This window comes from Streptomyces sp. NBC_00122, from assembly GCF_045160845.1.
Lineage (GTDB): Bacteria > Actinomycetota > Actinomycetes > Streptomycetales > Streptomycetaceae > Streptomyces.
The window spans coordinates 2,623,532-2,638,229 of sequence record NZ_CP108191.1 but is presented as its reverse complement, the minus strand read 5'-3'; the positions used below and the strand labels follow the sequence as shown (position 1 = coordinate 2,638,229).

The following is a 14,698-nucleotide window of genomic DNA, read 5'->3' as shown; positions in this document are numbered from 1 at the left end:
GAACCTCGATGGAACCTCAATAACTGACGCGTAGTCAGATTACTGAACTGACGTGCCGTCAGGAACAGGGCTGCGCAGGAAAGCTGGTGGAGGTGGTGTGTAAAACGGTGGCAGATTTCCTCTGATCGGGTCCAGAGTGCCGTTCAGGCCGCTCTGCGCAGGTGCCGCTGCACGGCCTTGGCGATCTTCTCGGCGTCCAGGGCCAGCTCCCGGAGCATCCCGCTGATCGGGTTGGTGAAGCCGGTGAAGTACAGGCCGGGGGCCTGGGCCGGGGTGTCGGCGCCGTGCGTACGGGGCCGCCCGCGCTCGTCGAGCACCCCGTCCAGGTGGCCCACCAGGCCCTCCAGCGCGCGGCGGTATCCGGTCGCCGCGACCACCGCGTCCGGGGTGATGCGCGAGCCGTCCGCGAGGACCACCTCGGCGCCGTCGAAGGCCTCGACGGCCGCGACCGGCTCGACCCGCCCGGCGCGGACCGCCTCGATCAGGCCGACGTCCTGGACCGGGATCGCCCCCTCCTTGACCCTGCTGTACAGGCCGGGGCCGGGGCGCGGGAGCCCGTACGCCGACAGGTCGGGGACGGAGGCCTTGGCGACGGGCACGCACAGCCGGTCCACGAGCCGCACGGGCAGCCGGCGTACGAGGATCCCCGTGCGCTGAGCCGGCCAGCCCGCGGTGGAGCGGCGCACGATGTGCGGCGCGGTGCGCACGGCGAGCCGCACCCGGGCGGCCCCGCCCTCGGCGAGGTCGACGGCTATCTCGGCGCCGGTGTTGCCGACGCCGACGACGAGCACGTCCTGGCCGGCGTAGGGCTGGGGGTTGCGGTAGTCGGCGGCGTGCAGCAGCCGTCCGGTGTAGCCGTCCAGGCCCGGCCGGTCGGGCAGCACGGGCGTGTGGTTGAAGCCGGTGGCGACGACCACGGCCCCGGCGGTGAGCACCCGCCCGCCGCTCGCGTGCAGGGTCCAGCCGCCGTCCGCCTCGCGCTCGATCCGGGTCACCTCGACGCCGGTGACGATCTCCAGCCCGTGGAACTCGGCGTACTTCTCTAGGTACCGCACCACGTTCTCGCGGGCGACCCAGCGGCCGAAGCGGCGCGGCATGGCCAGGCCCGGCAGGGCCGAGAGCCGTCGCGTGGTGTGCAGGTGGAGGCGGTCGTAGTGGCGCCGCCAGGAGGCGCCGACCTCGTCGGACTTCTCGACGACCACCGCGCGGACCCCGCGGGCGCGCAGCGCCGCGGCGGCGGCGAGACCGCCGGGACCGCCGCCTATGACGTACACGGGGCGGGGCTGGGTGCTCATGTCGGGTGCTGCGGGGACTCCTGGCATGAGGTGTGATCGTATCGCCACGCTGGGTTGATGGGTCTCGGACGAGGAGGGAATCGATTGCGGATCGGTCACGGGCCCCGGCGCGCCGGGATACTGCTGCGGTGCTTCTGACGTACATCGCGGAAATAGCGGACGAGCCCCTCGTGCTGGACCCGGCCGACCGGCAGGCCGAGCGGGACACCAACACCTGGTGGCTGAGCGCGCAGGACGAGGACCGGCGGTCCCTGTCGGTCGCCGACGTGGCCGGTGCCTTCGAGCGGACGGCCGGAGCCATCCGGCGCCGCATTCTCGAACGGGGCTTCGCGGGGCCGGCGACGTTCTACGTCTGGCACGACGAGCAGGCCGGCCAGCTGCGCTGCTCGACCGGGTCGGTGGCCGCGGACGAGCTGCCGTTCGGGGGTGCCTACGTGCCCGTCACCGACCTCGGGCCCGTCGTGGAGGCCTTCCTCGCCGACGGGGATCCCGGGCTCATCGCCTGGTCGGAGCTCGACGAGGTACGGGAACCGGCCGAGCCGGAGTTCCCGCCCTTCCCGGTCTGGGTCAGTGATGTCGCGGCGCCCGACCCCGGCCGGGCCCTTGCGTGATCGCCTCCGATCCGCTGAACTGACGTACCGTCAGATCGATTGGGTGGGTGAGGGTGGGATGCAGACCATCTGGCTCAGTGGGGCAGAGTGGCTCGCCGTGCTCCGGATAGGCCTCGGCCTGTGGTGGCTGGAGAGCTGGCGGCACAAGGACAAGAAGGGCTGGTTCGAACGCGGCACCGGCATCGCCTGGGCCGCCGACGTCGCGGGCAAGCACCGCTGGACCTTCGTCAGGGGCGGCTTCGAGCTGGTCGTGGGGCCGCGGCCGAAGGTGATGGCGTACATCGTCGTCTACGCGGAACTCGCCCTCGGGCTGGGCCTGGTGTTCGGCTTCCTGACCCCGGTCGCGCTGGTCGGAGGGCTGCTGCTGAACCTGCTCTACCTCGTCCTGATGATCCACGACTGGGCCGAGCAGGGCCAGAACGCCATGATGGCGCTCATCTCGCTCGTCGCGCTCTTCGCGATGGCCTGGCAGACCTGGTCCCTCGACGCGGCGATCGGACTTTTCCTGTGAACGCACCCCTGAGCGCCGTACGGTACGACCTCCCCGAGGCGGACGACTTCACCCGCCCCTACTGGGACGCGGCGGCCGACGGCCGGCTCCTGCTGCGCCGCTGCGCGCAGTGCGGGCGTACGCACCACTACCCGCGGGAGTTCTGCCCGTTCTGCTGGGCGGGTGAGGACCGGGTGGCGTGGGAGGCGGCGAGCGGCCGCGCGACCCTCTACACCTGGTCGGTGATCCACCGCAACGACCTCCCGCCGTTCGGCACGCGCGTGCCGTACACGGCGGCTGTCGTCGACCTGGCCGAGGGTCCGCGGATGATGACGGAGGTCGTCGGCTGCGAGGCGGCGGACCTGCGCGTCGGCATGCCGCTCACGGTCACCTTCCGCGAGGCGGCGGACGGGGTGTGGGTGGCGGTGTTCCGTCCGGCGGACTGACCCCGGGGGGCCAGTCGGCGGGGTCAGTCGACGGGCCGTAGCGCCCGCTCGGACCGCAGCGCCGCCCAGGCGGCCACGGCGGCCAGGGCCGCGACCGCGGCGAGGGCGAGGCCCCCGGTCAGGGGTGACGGATCGGGCGGGGCCTGATTCCAGAGGTACAGCTGGTACTGGGCCTCGGAGGGCAGGTTCAGCAGATCGGCGATCCAGCGGTGAGGCAGGAACGGCGCCGCCGGAAGCAATACGAGCGGCGCGGTCACCAGCAGGGGCCCGACCCCGAGCGCCAGGGTCCCGATGACGCTGCGCAGCAGGGCCGCTGCGAGCCCGGCGAGGGAGACGAAGAGGACCTGGACCAGGAGGGCGGCGGCGATGGCGCCGATCGCCTGGCCCCAGGTCGCGGACTCGACGGGCAGGGGAAGCGGAGTGTGGACGGCCCCGCCGCCGAACCCCGGGGGCACCGCGGGGGGCCGCACCGGCCACAGCCGCGCGAGCGCCGACGTGGCCAGCCACAGCAGCACGCCGGTGACGATCTGACCGGCGAGCGACAGGACGAGTGCGGCGCCCGCCTTGCGCGCCCACAGCACCCCGACGCGGTTCTCGAACAGGCGCAGGGCGCTCCAGGTGCCGCCCTCCAGGGTCTGGCCGAGTCCCGTCGCGACGACCACCGCCGTGAGGACGAGCCCCAGCAGGGTCGCGAACTGCCATGCCGCCGCCCGCAGTGCGGACGGGAGCGAGGTGAGTGCCGACACCGAGGGGTCGAGCACCCCGTACGAGGCGCCCGAGATCCAGAGCCGGCCGACGAGCGCCAGGGCCAGCAGCACCACGGCCGCGGTCACGCCCCACACGGGAACGGTCCACAGGGCCCGCAGCTCGCCGGCCCAGGCGGCCCCTTCCCCGCGTACCGGCCGCCGCCGGGTACCGGCCATCAGGCGCGGTCCCGGGTCCGGTTGAGGCGGTCCAGCCCGAGCCAGAGCAGGCCGATGAGGACCAGGGTCGGCAGGACGCGGAGCAGGACGGGGACGGTGGAGGGGTCGGTCGAGATCCAGAAGTGGTCCCAGACCCCGTCGACCGCGCCGAAGCCGACGAGGTCGGCCAGCGCCCCGCCGGGGAGCCAGGCGCCCAGCCCCGGGGCGGCGGAGGTGCGGACCACGAGGACGAGCACCAGCATCCCGGCGAGGAAGGTGCGCATCGGATGGCGCAGCAGTGCGCCGAGGGCGACCGCGACGGCTGCGGCCCCGGCCAGCACGGCAGCCCCGGCCAGTACGCCGAGTGCGGTGTCGGCGAGGACGGTGCCGAGGGCGCCGGGCGAAGGCAGCGGATAGGCGCCACGGCCGTACAGCAGGCCGAACGCGGCCGTCACGGCGGCGGACGCGCACAGCAGCGCGAGGCTCCACACCCAGACGGCCAGGGCCTTGGCGGCGAGGAGCCGGCTGAGGCGGGACTCGTAGAGGAGCAGCGGCACGATGCTGCCCCGGGTCCACTCGCCCGCGACGGAGAAGGCCGCCAGCATGACGAGGAGCGCGAGCCCCGGGACGGACGTCATCAGCCGTACGGTCCACAGCAGGGCACCCGCGGGATGCTGGGCCTGCGCGGCACGCACCCCTTCCGCGACGAACCGGTCCTGGATCCGCTCCAGCCCGACGGCCTGCAGGGGCACTTCGGCGAGGCACTTGGCCTTCTGCTCCGGGGTGTTCTGCTTGGACTCGCACGAGGCGGGGAGGAAGTCGAGGTTGGACTGCACCTGTTGGATGTTGTACGAGGCCATGTTCTGGCTCACCCAGGCGCAGTAGAGGGAGCCGAAGACGAACAGCGCGGCGAGGGTGAGGGCCAGCGGGTGCCGCAGCAGCCGCCGGGTCTCGGCCCGGACGAGGCGGTTCACCGGCGGCCGCCGTCTCCGACGAGCCCGAAGAACCAGTCTTCGAAGGCGGCCGGACCGCTCTCGGGGTCGTAGCCGAGTGCGCCGAGGGTGCCGGCGGCGACGATATGTCCCTGGGCGAGCATGATCACGCGGTGGCAGATGCGCTGGATCTCGTCGAGCTGGTGGCTGGAGACGAGGACGGCGGCTCCGCGGGCGGCTTCCTCGGCCACGATCCGCCGCACCATGCGCAGTCCCTCGGGGTCGAGCCCGTTGGTGGGCTCGTCGAGGATCAGCAGATCGGGCTGCTTGAGCAGCGCCGCGGCGATGGCCAGCCGCTGCCGCATGCCCTGCGAGTACGTCCCGAGCCGCCGGTCGGCGGCGCCGCTGAGCCCGACGCGGTCGAGCGTGCGGGCGATGCGCCCGCCGTCGGGCAGCCCGGCGGTGTCGAGCAGGGTGCGCAGCATGGCGCGTCCGGTGGACCACCGGTGGAAGGCGGGCGCGTCGAGCGCGGCTCCGAGCCGGTCGAGCTGCCGCGGCCGCATCGGCAAGGCCTCCCCGAACAGCCGCACCTCACCGGAATCGGGGGTGGACAGCCCGGTGATCACCCGCATCAGGGTGGTCTTGCCCGCGCCGTTGAGCCCGAGGAGGCCGACGATCTCGCCGGCCTCCAGGCTGAGATGAACCCCTGCCAGCACGGAGTGCTTCCGGAAGCTCTTGGTCACTTCGTGACAGGAAAGGACGCTCATCGTCTGAGATTACTTCGCAGGTCCTACGGCCAGAGCAGTTCGCGGACCCAGGAGCCGTCGGCGGCGCGGCGGTAGCGCAGCCGGACGTGGCGGCGGGCGGCGTCGCCCTGGAAGAACTCGACCTCCACCGGGTCGAGCACGTACCGCGTCCACGTCGGGGCCGGGGCGTCCGGCTCGGCCCCGGCCCGCTCCCAGGCGGCCGTCGAAGCCCGCGTCAGCTCCTCGGCGGAGCCGAGGACCTCGCTCTGGCGGCCCGTGAGCGCGGCGGCCAGCGCCCCGCGCGAGCGCACGGCCAGGTCGGCCCGGCTCTCCTCGGGCCCGCAGGCGGTCACCCGCCCCCGGATCCGTACCTGCCGGGCCACGGCCGGCCAGTAGAACCCGAGCGCGGCCTCCGGCTGCCCGGCCAGCTGCCTGCCCTTGGCGCTGGTGGCGTGCGAGGCGAAGTGCCAGCCCCGCGTGTCGGCGTCGTGCAGCATCAGCGTGCGCACGTCGGGCCGCCCCTCGCCGTCCACGGTCGCCAGGCTCATGGTGTGCGGCTCGGCCTGCCCCGCCCGCGCGGCGTGCGTGAACCACTCCCGGAACAGCGCCAACGGCTCCTCGGGCGCCTGTCCGGCATCGAATCCGGGAAGCGGGCCGTCCCACACCCGCAGGGAGTGCAGGGTCTCGCGGAACTCGTCGGTGCCGATCTCACGGGTCATGCCGCCTATGGAACACCACGGGCCCAGCCGACGGCCGACCGTGCGTAGGTGAAGCGGTGCCTCGCCAAACTCGAAATGAGCCGCACCATCACCCGGGGCTGAGGAGTAGCGTCGTTGCACACCGGGGGAGGGCCCTGTCCTTGCCCCAGACCGATTGGTGCCTGCGTCTATGACGACCCACCCAGTTTTCCCCCATTGCCCCACCCGCCCCGCCGCCCATGCGCACCCTCGGAGAGGTCCGCGCAGCCCTCGCAGCCGGTCTCGGGTTCCCCGGCGATCTGGCAGGCATGGAGGCTGAACTCGCCGCGACTCTGGAGCGCGTCGACTACACCGACCTGAGTGAAGTGTCCGAGATCATCGCCGCCTACCGGGGTCACGTACTGACGCGCTGCGACCCGGGGTTCGAGGAGGCCCTCGCCGAGGGGATCGCGCTTGTGCAGTCCCTGAAGGAGGAAAGGGGCCGTTGAGCAATCAGGGGGAGCCGGTGGTCGTGGAAATCACCCATGCCGCCGCCAAGCGTGTCGCCGAACTGGGGGACGAGGTCTCGACCGCAGTCGAAGAGCTGCAGACGGAGCTTTCGGCGACACCGCGCCTGGGGCGCCTGGTGCAGGTCAGGCCCGGCGGTGTCCAGGTGTGGACGACTCGGATCGAGCAGCGAGCAACGATGCCTGCACTGTCCGTGACGTACGTGTTCGTGCCCGATCCCCGTCCGCCGGCCGACGCCATCGTCTCGGTGGTTCCGGACGACACCAGCGCCGACGACTGATGTCCGCCGCATGACGAAGGCCCCTGCCGATCGAAGCGGCGGGGGCCTTCTGCCGGCCAGGGTATTCGAGGTCGCCTCTCGGCACACCGACCTCGCCGCCCAGGCCGGTGCCGACGGCGAGGATTGCGGCAGGGCCGCCCCCTCACCCCCGTCCCAGGAGCACCGTCCCCGACGAGCAGAACCAGCCGCCCGTGCCCGAGGCCAGGGCCACCTCCGGGAGGCGGTTGCCGGGTTTGGTGACCTGGCCCGGGCCGGCCTCGCCGCGGAGCTGGCGGACGGCCTCGACCAGCAGGAACAGGCCCCGCATGCCCGGGTGGCAGGCCGAGAGGCCGCCGCCGTCCGTGTTGACCGGGAGCTCCCCCTCGCGCAGCAGGCGGCCCTTCTCCACGAAGGCCCCGCCCTCGCCCTTCGCGCAGAAGCCGAGGTCCTCCAGGGTCACCAGGGTCATGTACGTGAAGGCGTCGTAGATCTCGGCCACATCCACGTCCGCCGGGGTCAGGCCCGCCCGCTCGAAGGCGGTCCGGCCCGAGACCGCCGCCGGGGACACCGTGAAGTCCTCCCACTCCGACATCGTGGTGTGGGAGACCGAGGTCCCCGTCCCCAGGATCCAGACCGGTGCCTTCGCCGTGTCCGGTACGTAGTCCTCCGCCGCCAGCAGCACCGCGCAGCCGCCGTCCGAGCGGATGCAGCAGTGCAGCTTCGTGAACGGGTCCGCGATCATCTCGCCGGACAGGACATCGTCCACCGTGATCGGGTCGCGGAACATCGCGTCGGGGTTCGTGGCCGCGTTCGCGCGGGCCTGCACGGCCACCGAGGCGAGCTGTTCCAGCGTCGTCCCGTACTCGTGCATGTGGCGGCGGGCGGCCATCGCGTACTTGGAGACCAGCGTGTGGCCGTACGGGACCTCGAACTGCAGTGGTCCGCGCGCCCCGAAGGAGAGGTTCGAGGTCCGCCGCCGGGCCTTGATGTCCGCGCGGGCCGTGGATCCGTAGACCAGCAGGACCGCGCCCGCGTGCCCTGCGGCGATCGCGTCCGCCGCGTGGGCGGCCATGACCTCCCAGGTGGAGCCGCCCACCGAGGTGGAGTCGACCCAGGTGGGGCGCAGGCCCAGGTACTCCGCCACCTCGACCGGCGCGAGCGTGCCGAGGCCGGCGGAGGCGAAGCCGTCGATGACCGAGCGGTCCAGGCCGGAGTCGGCCAGGGCGCGGCGGGCGGCCTGCGCGTGCAGGGCGTACGGGGTGGGCCCGTCCACCCGGCCGCAGTCCGAGAGCGCGACGCCGACCACCGCGACCCTGCGGCGGGGGCGGGGCGCACGACCGGGGGCGGGTCCGGATGCGGGTCCGGATGCGGGTCCGGAAAGGGGTCCGGGTGTGAGTCCAGGCATGAGGGGACGGTACATCTGACGCATCGTCAGAAGCTAGCCCGCGATTGCGGCCCGTTCCGTCCGCCCCCTGTGCATCTGCGTCCGCCCGCCCTAACATGACGGCCCGTCAGATACCCCCGGCTGTCGCTGGGAGGTGCCCCCGGGAGGAGCCCGACGATGGATGCCGCCTTCACCGCGGAGCAGGAAGAGATGCGCCGTACCCTGCGCGAGATCCTGGGCAAACGCTGCGGCCCGGACGAGGTCAAAGCCGCCGTCCGCACCGCCTGCGGACACGACCGCGAGCTGTGGCAGCAGCTCTCCCAGCGGCTCGGACTGCCGGGCCTCGCCGTCGCCGAGGAGTACGGCGGCGTCGGCTGTACGCCCGCCGACCTGGCCCTGGCCTGCGAGGAGACCGGGCGGGCGCTGCTGCCCTCGCCGCTGTTCGCCACCGCCGCGCTCTGCGTGCCGCTGATCACCGCGCTCGGCACCGCCGCCCAGCGCTCCGCGCTGCTCCCGCCGCTGGCCGCCGGCGGGCTGACCGCCGCCCTCGCCGTCCCCGGCCCGGCGCTGGCCACCGCCCTCGCGCTGACCGGCGACAACACCGCCGGCCCGTGGTCCGGCGGCGGCCGTGCGGGCGGGGTCCAGGCCCGCCCCGACGCCGACGGCGACGGCTGGCGGCTGTACGGGGAGGCCGCCCAGGTGCTCGACGGGCACAGCGCCTCGCTGCTGCTGGTCGCCGCGCACACGGGCGGATTCGCGCGCAGCCGTACGCTGCTGTTCCTCGTACGGGAGGACGCGCCCGGACTCGTCCGGTCGAGGCAGGCCACCTTGGACGAGACCCGCCCCCAGGCCCGGATCGAGCTGAGGGACTCCCCGGCCGAGTTGCTGGGCGAGGCGGACGCCGACGGCGAGGTGCTGCGCGCCCTCGCCGCGACCGGCGCCACCGCCTGCGCCGCGCTCGCCGCCGAGGCGGTCGGCGCGGCCGCCCAGGCGCTCGCCCGCACCGTGGACTACGTCCAGCAGCGCGAGCAGTTCGGCCGGGCGATCGGCTCCTTCCAGGCGGTCAAGCACCGCCTCGCCGACCTCTACGTACAGGTGCAGGCGGCCCGCTCGGCGGCCTACTACGCCGCCTGGGATCCGCGGCAGGGCGGCCTCGCCCTCGCCCAGGCCCTGGAGGCGCTGCGCGTGACCGCGGGCGAGGCGATCCAGCTGCACGGCGGGATCGGCTTCACCTGGGAGCACGACGCGCACCTCTACTTCAAGCGCGCGGCGGCCGACGAGCTGCTGTTCGGCCCGGTCCACCGGCTGCGGGCGCACGCCGCCGACCGCGCGGGCCTGTTCGCGTCCCCGACCGCACACGTGAAGGTGGCCGTCTGATGGCTCGCGCGGACCGGGTGGCTCCCGGCGTCAGGCTGATGCAGAAGGTCTCCTCGACCATGCTGTTCGCCAAGATCGCACCGCACTTCATCCCCGCCATGGACAAGGCGGTGCACAAACTGACCCGCGGCAAGGTCATGCTCAGCGCCCAGATGCTGCCGGGCGTGATCCTCACCGCCAAGGGCGCCAGGACCGGCGAGCCGCGCACCACCCCGCTCGCCTGCATGCCGGAGGGCGACGGGGCGAGCTGGCTGCTGATCGGCTCCAACTTCGGGCGGCCCGGGCACCCGGCGTGGACCGGGAACCTGCTCAAGCACCCGGACGCGTCCGTGAGCTGGAAGGGCCGGGACATCGCCGTACGGGCCCGGCTGCTGGCAGGTGAGGAGCGCGCTGCGGCGTGGCAGGCGGTGCTGAGGTTCTGGCCGCCGTACGCGACGTACCAGGCGCGCATCGAGCGCGAGATCCGGCTGTTCCGCCTGGAGCGACGCTGATCGCAGGCGTACGGAAGCAGTACCGGGGCGGCGGACCCGGGAGGGGCCCGCCGCTACTTGGTGGGCTTCTTGCCCGTGATGCCGAGGTGGACGAGCAGCGCCAGGTTCGGCTTGAGTTCGGCCTGCTTGACACCCCAGGTCTGGAAGCCCTTCTGGTGCGAGGCGACCGCGGCCAGCATCGCGACCAGCGAACCGGCCATCGCCGCAGGGCTGATGTCCTTGTCGACCTTGCCCTTGGACTGGAGCTCCTTCACCGACTCCGTGAGGGAGTTGGTGACCGAGTTCAGGATCTTCATGCGGATCTTGTAGAAGCGCTTGTCGCCCTCGGCCGCGCCGAGGTCGACGACCCGCAGGATCGCGTCGTTGCGCCGCCAGAACTCCAGGAAGCCCTCGACGAGTTCCTCCGCGGCGGCCCAGCCGGCCTTGCCGACCCAGTTCCGGCCCTCGACCAGTGCCGTCAACTGGGCACCTTCGGTGGCCATTTGCTCGGCGATCTCCAGGACGGCGCCTTCGACGTCCGGGAAGTACTGGTAGAAGGTCGCGGGCGAGGTGCCGGCCTTGCGTGCGACATCGATCACCTTGACGTCGCGGTACGGCGAGGAGCTGAGCATCTCGCCGAGGCAGTCGAGCAGCTTCTGCCGCGTCGCCTGGCCGCGCCGGCCTGCGACACGCCCGTCGACGGTGCGTACTTGTCCTGTCATGCCGTCAGCTTACCGAGGGGTGATGGGCGCGCTATTCGGCCGCCTGCAAATGGGGTTACGGGGTCCCTGGCCTGGGCGGAAGCCGGTCCCGTGCGGCCAAGGCGGCGAAATCCGGCCGCGATCCGGCCGCTGTCCGGCCGCGGTGCGCCCACGCGACCGCCCGCACGACCGGCTCCGGAGCCCGGTCCGGGCGTGTCGCCCGGTTCCTCAACGTTTCCCCCGATTAGTCTTATCAACAGGCTGTGGACAAGTTTTCGGGCGGATCATGGCTGGGAGGGGTGAGAGGGTACACACCCCCGCACAACGGAAGGAACCGGGCCCATGGCCGCATTCGCGGAAGGCGCACCCTGCTGGGTGGACGCCTCGCTCCCGGACGTCGAGGCGGGCAAGCGCTTCTACGGTGAGCTCTTCGGGTGGACCTTCTCCGAGGGCGCGGGTGCCGAGTACGGCCACTACACGCAGGCCTACAGCCGCGGCCGCAACGTCGCCGCCCTCGCCCCCAAGCCCGACGGCCGGATGCCCACCGTATGGGGGATCTACCTCTACACCCGCGACGCCTACGCCTGCGCCCAGCGCATCCGCGCCGCCGGAGGCCAGATGGTGATGGACCCGATGCCGGTCGGCCCGTACGGGACCGCGGCCATGGCCGCCGACCCCGGCGGGGCCGTCTTCGGCCTGTGGCAGCCCGGCACCCACCACGGCTTCGAGGCCCAGCAGGAGCCGTACACGTACTGCTGGACCGAGGTCTACACGCGCGCCCGCGACGCCGTGGACGTCTTCTACGCCAAGGTCTTCGGCTACGTCCCGCAGGACCAGGACGACGCGGGCGTGGAGTACCGCCTCTGGTCCCCGCCCGGCAGCGCGCCCGGCACCGGCACCGCCGTCATGGGCCGCAGCCTGATCACCGACGCCTTCCCGGAGATCATGCCGGCCCACTTCCTGGCGTACTTCGCCGTCCCGGACTGCGACCGGTCCGTGGCCGCGGTGCAGCGGCTCGGCGGCCGGGTCACCGCCGACCCCTTCGACACCCCCTACGGGAGGATCGCGGTCGTCGCCGACAATCAGGGGGCCGTCTTCGGGCTGCTGTCGGAACCGGGCACCGAGCCGGCGGACCGGGCCTGAACCACGCCTGAGCCGTGCCCCGGGCCGCGCCCGGGCCATGTCCGGCCGACGCCCGGCGCGAGCGTGACCTACGCGACAGGACCCGGCGTCCGCCGTGCCGGGGCCGGACCGGGCGCGGGCCTGACAGAATCGGGGTGCGCGACCCGGGCGGCGTCCGGGGGTGAGACGCTGCACGGGGCACGACCAGGGCCCCGTACCGGTGCGCGTGCTGGTGGAAGCGGGCCCAGCGAGGGTTCGTACGGGGAGGTGTGGAGGCGAGTGGTGGAGCAGCTGACGCAGCACGACCCGAGACGGATCGGCCCCTTCGAGGTGCTGGGACGGCTCGGCGCCGGCGGCATGGGGCTGGTCTATCTCGCACGGTCCGCGTCCGGACGACGGGTCGCGATCAAGACGGTGCGCACCGAGCTCGCCGAGGACCAGCTGTTCCGGGTCCGCTTCACCCGCGAGGTGGAGGCGGCCCGCGCCGTGTCCGGCTTCTACACCGCGGCCGTGGTCGACGCCGACCCCCGCGCTGCCGTCCCGTGGCTGGCCACCGCCTACGTCCCGGCGCCCTCCCTGGAGGAGATCGTCAACGAGTGCGGGCCCATGCCCGCCCAGGCCGTACGGTGGCTCGCGGCCGGGATCGCCGAGGCGCTGCAGTCCATCCACGGCGCCGGCCTGGTCCACCGCGACCTGAAGCCGTCCAACGTCCTCGTCGTCGAGGACGGGCCGCGCGTGATCGACTTCGGCATCGCGAGCGGGGTCTCCAACACCCGCCTGACCATGACGAACGTCGCCGTCGGCACCCCCGCGTACATGTCGCCCGAGCAGGCGAAGGACTCGCGCAGCGTCAAGGGCGCCAGCGACGTCTTCTCGCTCGGCTCGACGCTGGTCTTCGCCGCGACCGGGCATCCGCCGTACCACGGGGCCAACCCGGTGGAGACGGTCTTCATGCTGCTGCGCGAGGGACCCAACCTGGAGGGGCTGCCCGAGGAGCTGCGGCCGCTGATCGACTCCTGCATGCAGATGGACGCCACGCTGCGGCCGACCCCGGCCGACCTGCAGGCGCAGCTCGCCCCGCACCTGTTCGACGGCGGCGACGACAGCGGGACCGCCTCGGCGTGGCTGCCCGGGCGGGCCGTCGCGATGATCGAGGCCCGGCGGGCCGGCAACCGTACGCCCGCCGCCGCCGTGGTGCCCGCGCCCGGCCACGGCCGGGACGGCGGGGGCGGCGCCTCCCGCGGGCCGGGCTCCGCGGCCGCCACGCACCGCCGCCCGCGCGGCGCCGAGGGATGGGTCGACCCGCGCACCGGCCAGGCCGTTCCGCAGCGCCCGCACCACCCCCCGATGACCCCGGCGCCCTCCGGCGAGCCCGTCCGGCTGGGCGGCTCCCCGGTGCCGATCGGTCCCGGGCCGCGCGCGAGCGCCGCGGCGCCCGCCGCGCACGCCTCCGTGGATTCGGCGACCGGCTGGGTCCGCCCGCCCGGCGGCGCGGCGTCCGCCACCCCGTCCGGCTCCGCCGTGGCGTCCGTACCGGCCCCCGGGCCGGCCCCGGACAGCGGCCGCTGGCGCCCGTGGCGCTTCCGCATGTCCAACGAGGTCTGGGGCACCCCGACCGTCGCCGGCGACCTGCTCTACGTCACCTCCTTCGAGGTGCACGCCCTGGACGTGGCGAGCGGCCGCCGCCAGTTCAAGACCCGGGACGTCGCCTGGTCGATGGCCGTCGCCGACGGCCGCATCCACGCCTCCGACGGCCCCTCGCTCTACGCACTCGACGCCTCCGACGGCTCCGAGCGGTGGCGGCTGGCCTCCGACGCCTGGGTGTACGCCCTGCGCGCGGAACGCGGCACGGTCGTCACCGCCACCCGCGGTGGCGGCGTACAGGGCTGGGAGGCGTCCAACGGCCAGAAGCTCTGGGAGCTGACCGGCGCGCAGACCGACTTCGAGACCCCGGAGGCGGCCCCCGTCCTGCACGACGGCACGGTGTACGTGTGGGCGGACGCCCGGCTGCGCGCGCTCGACGCACGCAGCGGCCGCGAGTCCTGGTCGTACCCGGTCGGCGACGCCGCCTCCTGTGGGAACGTCCCCGTACGGGTCACCCCGGCGCCGGACGGCAACGTCTACGTCGCGGCCGGCACCCGGGTGCTGTCCGTGGACCGGGCGTCGGGGCGGGTCCGCTGGCACTTCGAGGCCCCCGCGGTCTTCCTGGCGCCGCCGGCCTTCGCGCCGGGCGCCGCCGTCACGGGCGGCGGGGTCTACCTCGCCGACTATCTGGGCACCGTGTACGCGCTGGACGCGGCCACCGGGCAGGACCGCTGGCGGATCGCGACCGAGGCGCGCTCGTCCGCGGACCCGGTGCTGGTGGCGAACGGCAACGTCCACCTGGGCGCGGGCAGCGCGCTGTACACGCTCGACGCGGTCACCGGCACCCCCAAGTGGCGGTTCGCGGCGGGCGGCGAGATCACCGGCCTGCCCGCGGTCGCGGACGGCCGGGTGCACTTCGGCTCGGCCGACCACTGCCTGTACACGCTGGACGCGGCGGGCGGGCAGCTGCGCTGGAAGCTGGCCACGGGCGGTGAGATCACGGGCGCCCCCGTCGCCGAGGCGGGCGTGGTCTACGCGTGCAGCAAGGACCGCTGCGTGTACGCCCTGGACGCGGCCAAGGGCACGGGCACCCGTACGAGCGGCTGACCTGTCCGGTGCGCCACCCGGCCGGGCCGCGGCCCCGCCGGGTAGCGCACCGGACGGGGAGTGACAG

Annotated in this window: 16 protein-coding genes; 9 read left to right on the top strand and 7 right to left on the bottom strand. The window is 73.7% G+C overall.

Going from position 1 to position 14,698, the window contains the following annotated elements:
* Nucleotides 1-143 precede the first annotated feature (143 nt).
* Complete coding sequence (locus OG737_RS12335) at nucleotides 144-1,322, bottom strand: flavin-containing monooxygenase (RefSeq protein ID WP_405921516.1); 1,179 nt, start codon at nucleotides 1,320-1,322, stop codon at nucleotides 144-146.
* A 101-nt stretch (nucleotides 1,323-1,423) separates the two neighbouring features.
* On the opposite strand from OG737_RS12335, the gene OG737_RS12330 reads away from it, so the two are divergent.
* Genes OG737_RS12330 through OG737_RS12320 form a run of 3 tightly spaced genes read left to right on the top strand, consistent with a single transcriptional unit; the run spans nucleotide 1,424 to nucleotide 2,842 of the window.
* Nucleotides 1,424-1,906, top strand: a complete 483-nt coding sequence (locus OG737_RS12330) for a hypothetical protein (protein WP_328926239.1) — start codon at nucleotides 1,424-1,426, stop codon at nucleotides 1,904-1,906.
* Between the two features lie 58 nt (nucleotides 1,907-1,964).
* On the top strand, nucleotides 1,965-2,417 hold the full coding sequence (locus OG737_RS12325; protein WP_328926238.1) for a DoxX family protein: 453 nt from the start codon (nucleotides 1,965-1,967) through the stop codon (nucleotides 2,415-2,417).
* Nucleotides 2,414-2,842 (top strand): Zn-ribbon domain-containing OB-fold protein, encoded by a 429-nt coding sequence (locus OG737_RS12320; RefSeq protein WP_405921515.1) that lies wholly within the window; start codon nucleotides 2,414-2,416, stop codon nucleotides 2,840-2,842. Before OG737_RS12325 ends, OG737_RS12320 begins: the two co-directional genes overlap by 4 nt.
* A gap of 23 nt (nucleotides 2,843-2,865) precedes the next feature.
* Here OG737_RS12320 and OG737_RS12315 read toward each other — a convergent pair whose 3' ends face one another.
* The 4 genes from OG737_RS12315 to OG737_RS12300 are packed head-to-tail and all read right to left on the bottom strand — an operon-like array spanning nucleotide 2,866 to nucleotide 6,141.
* The gene (locus tag OG737_RS12315) at nucleotides 2,866-3,765 is read right to left on the bottom strand and encodes a hypothetical protein (protein ID WP_405679718.1); all 900 of its coding nucleotides are present in this window, start codon (nucleotides 3,763-3,765) and stop codon (nucleotides 2,866-2,868) included.
* On the bottom strand, nucleotides 3,765-4,718 hold the full coding sequence (locus OG737_RS12310; protein ID WP_405921514.1) for a hypothetical protein: 954 nt from the start codon (nucleotides 4,716-4,718) through the stop codon (nucleotides 3,765-3,767). Before OG737_RS12310 ends, OG737_RS12315 begins: the two co-directional genes overlap by 1 nt.
* A complete protein-coding gene (locus OG737_RS12305) occupies nucleotides 4,715-5,443 on the bottom strand; it encodes an ABC transporter ATP-binding protein (RefSeq protein ID WP_328926235.1) in 729 nt (242 codons plus the stop codon). Before OG737_RS12305 ends, OG737_RS12310 begins: the two co-directional genes overlap by 4 nt.
* A 23-nt stretch (nucleotides 5,444-5,466) precedes the next feature.
* Nucleotides 5,467-6,141 carry a pyridoxal 5'-phosphate synthase gene (locus OG737_RS12300; RefSeq protein WP_328926234.1) on the bottom strand — a complete coding sequence of 225 codons (675 nt, stop codon included), beginning with the start codon at nucleotides 6,139-6,141 and terminating at the stop codon, nucleotides 5,467-5,469.
* A gap of 218 nt (nucleotides 6,142-6,359) precedes the next feature.
* Between OG737_RS12300 and OG737_RS12295 the strand changes: the two genes are divergently transcribed.
* The gene (locus OG737_RS12295) at nucleotides 6,360-6,608 is read left to right on the top strand and encodes a hypothetical protein (RefSeq protein ID WP_328926233.1); all 249 of its coding nucleotides are present in this window, start codon (nucleotides 6,360-6,362) and stop codon (nucleotides 6,606-6,608) included.
* Nucleotides 6,605-6,907 (top strand): hypothetical protein, encoded by a 303-nt coding sequence (locus OG737_RS12290; protein ID WP_405679720.1) that lies wholly within the window; start codon nucleotides 6,605-6,607, stop codon nucleotides 6,905-6,907. Before OG737_RS12295 ends, OG737_RS12290 begins: the two co-directional genes overlap by 4 nt.
* A gap of 142 nt (nucleotides 6,908-7,049) precedes the next feature.
* Here OG737_RS12290 and OG737_RS12285 read toward each other — a convergent pair whose 3' ends face one another.
* On the bottom strand, nucleotides 7,050-8,291 hold the full coding sequence (locus tag OG737_RS12285) for a thiolase C-terminal domain-containing protein (RefSeq protein ID WP_405679721.1): 1,242 nt from the start codon (nucleotides 8,289-8,291) through the stop codon (nucleotides 7,050-7,052).
* Between the two features lie 156 nt (nucleotides 8,292-8,447).
* Here OG737_RS12285 and OG737_RS12280 point away from each other — a divergent pair, with 156 nt between their 5' ends.
* Together OG737_RS12280 and OG737_RS12275 are read left to right on the top strand one after the other, a co-directional pair.
* Nucleotides 8,448-9,647, top strand: a complete 1,200-nt coding sequence (locus OG737_RS12280) for an acyl-CoA dehydrogenase family protein (RefSeq protein WP_405679722.1) — start codon at nucleotides 8,448-8,450, stop codon at nucleotides 9,645-9,647.
* Nucleotides 9,647-10,138, top strand: a complete 492-nt coding sequence (locus OG737_RS12275) for a nitroreductase family deazaflavin-dependent oxidoreductase (protein ID WP_328926229.1) — start codon at nucleotides 9,647-9,649, stop codon at nucleotides 10,136-10,138. Before OG737_RS12280 ends, OG737_RS12275 begins: the two co-directional genes overlap by 1 nt.
* Nucleotides 10,139-10,191: 53 nt before the next feature.
* Here OG737_RS12275 and OG737_RS12270 read toward each other — a convergent pair whose 3' ends face one another.
* Nucleotides 10,192-10,839 carry a TetR family transcriptional regulator gene (locus OG737_RS12270; RefSeq protein WP_328926228.1) on the bottom strand — a complete coding sequence of 216 codons (648 nt, stop codon included), beginning with the start codon at nucleotides 10,837-10,839 and terminating at the stop codon, nucleotides 10,192-10,194.
* 321 nt (nucleotides 10,840-11,160) lie between these two features.
* Between OG737_RS12270 and OG737_RS12265 the strand changes: the two genes are divergently transcribed.
* Nucleotides 11,161-11,961, top strand: coding sequence for a VOC family protein (locus OG737_RS12265; RefSeq protein ID WP_328926227.1), 801 nt, complete (start codon nucleotides 11,161-11,163; stop codon nucleotides 11,959-11,961).
* Nucleotides 11,962-12,219: 258 nt separating this feature from the next.
* Nucleotides 12,220-14,631, top strand: a complete 2,412-nt coding sequence (locus OG737_RS12260; protein ID WP_328926226.1) for a PQQ-binding-like beta-propeller repeat protein — start codon at nucleotides 12,220-12,222, stop codon at nucleotides 14,629-14,631.
* The last annotated feature ends 67 nt before the right edge of the window (nucleotides 14,632-14,698 follow it).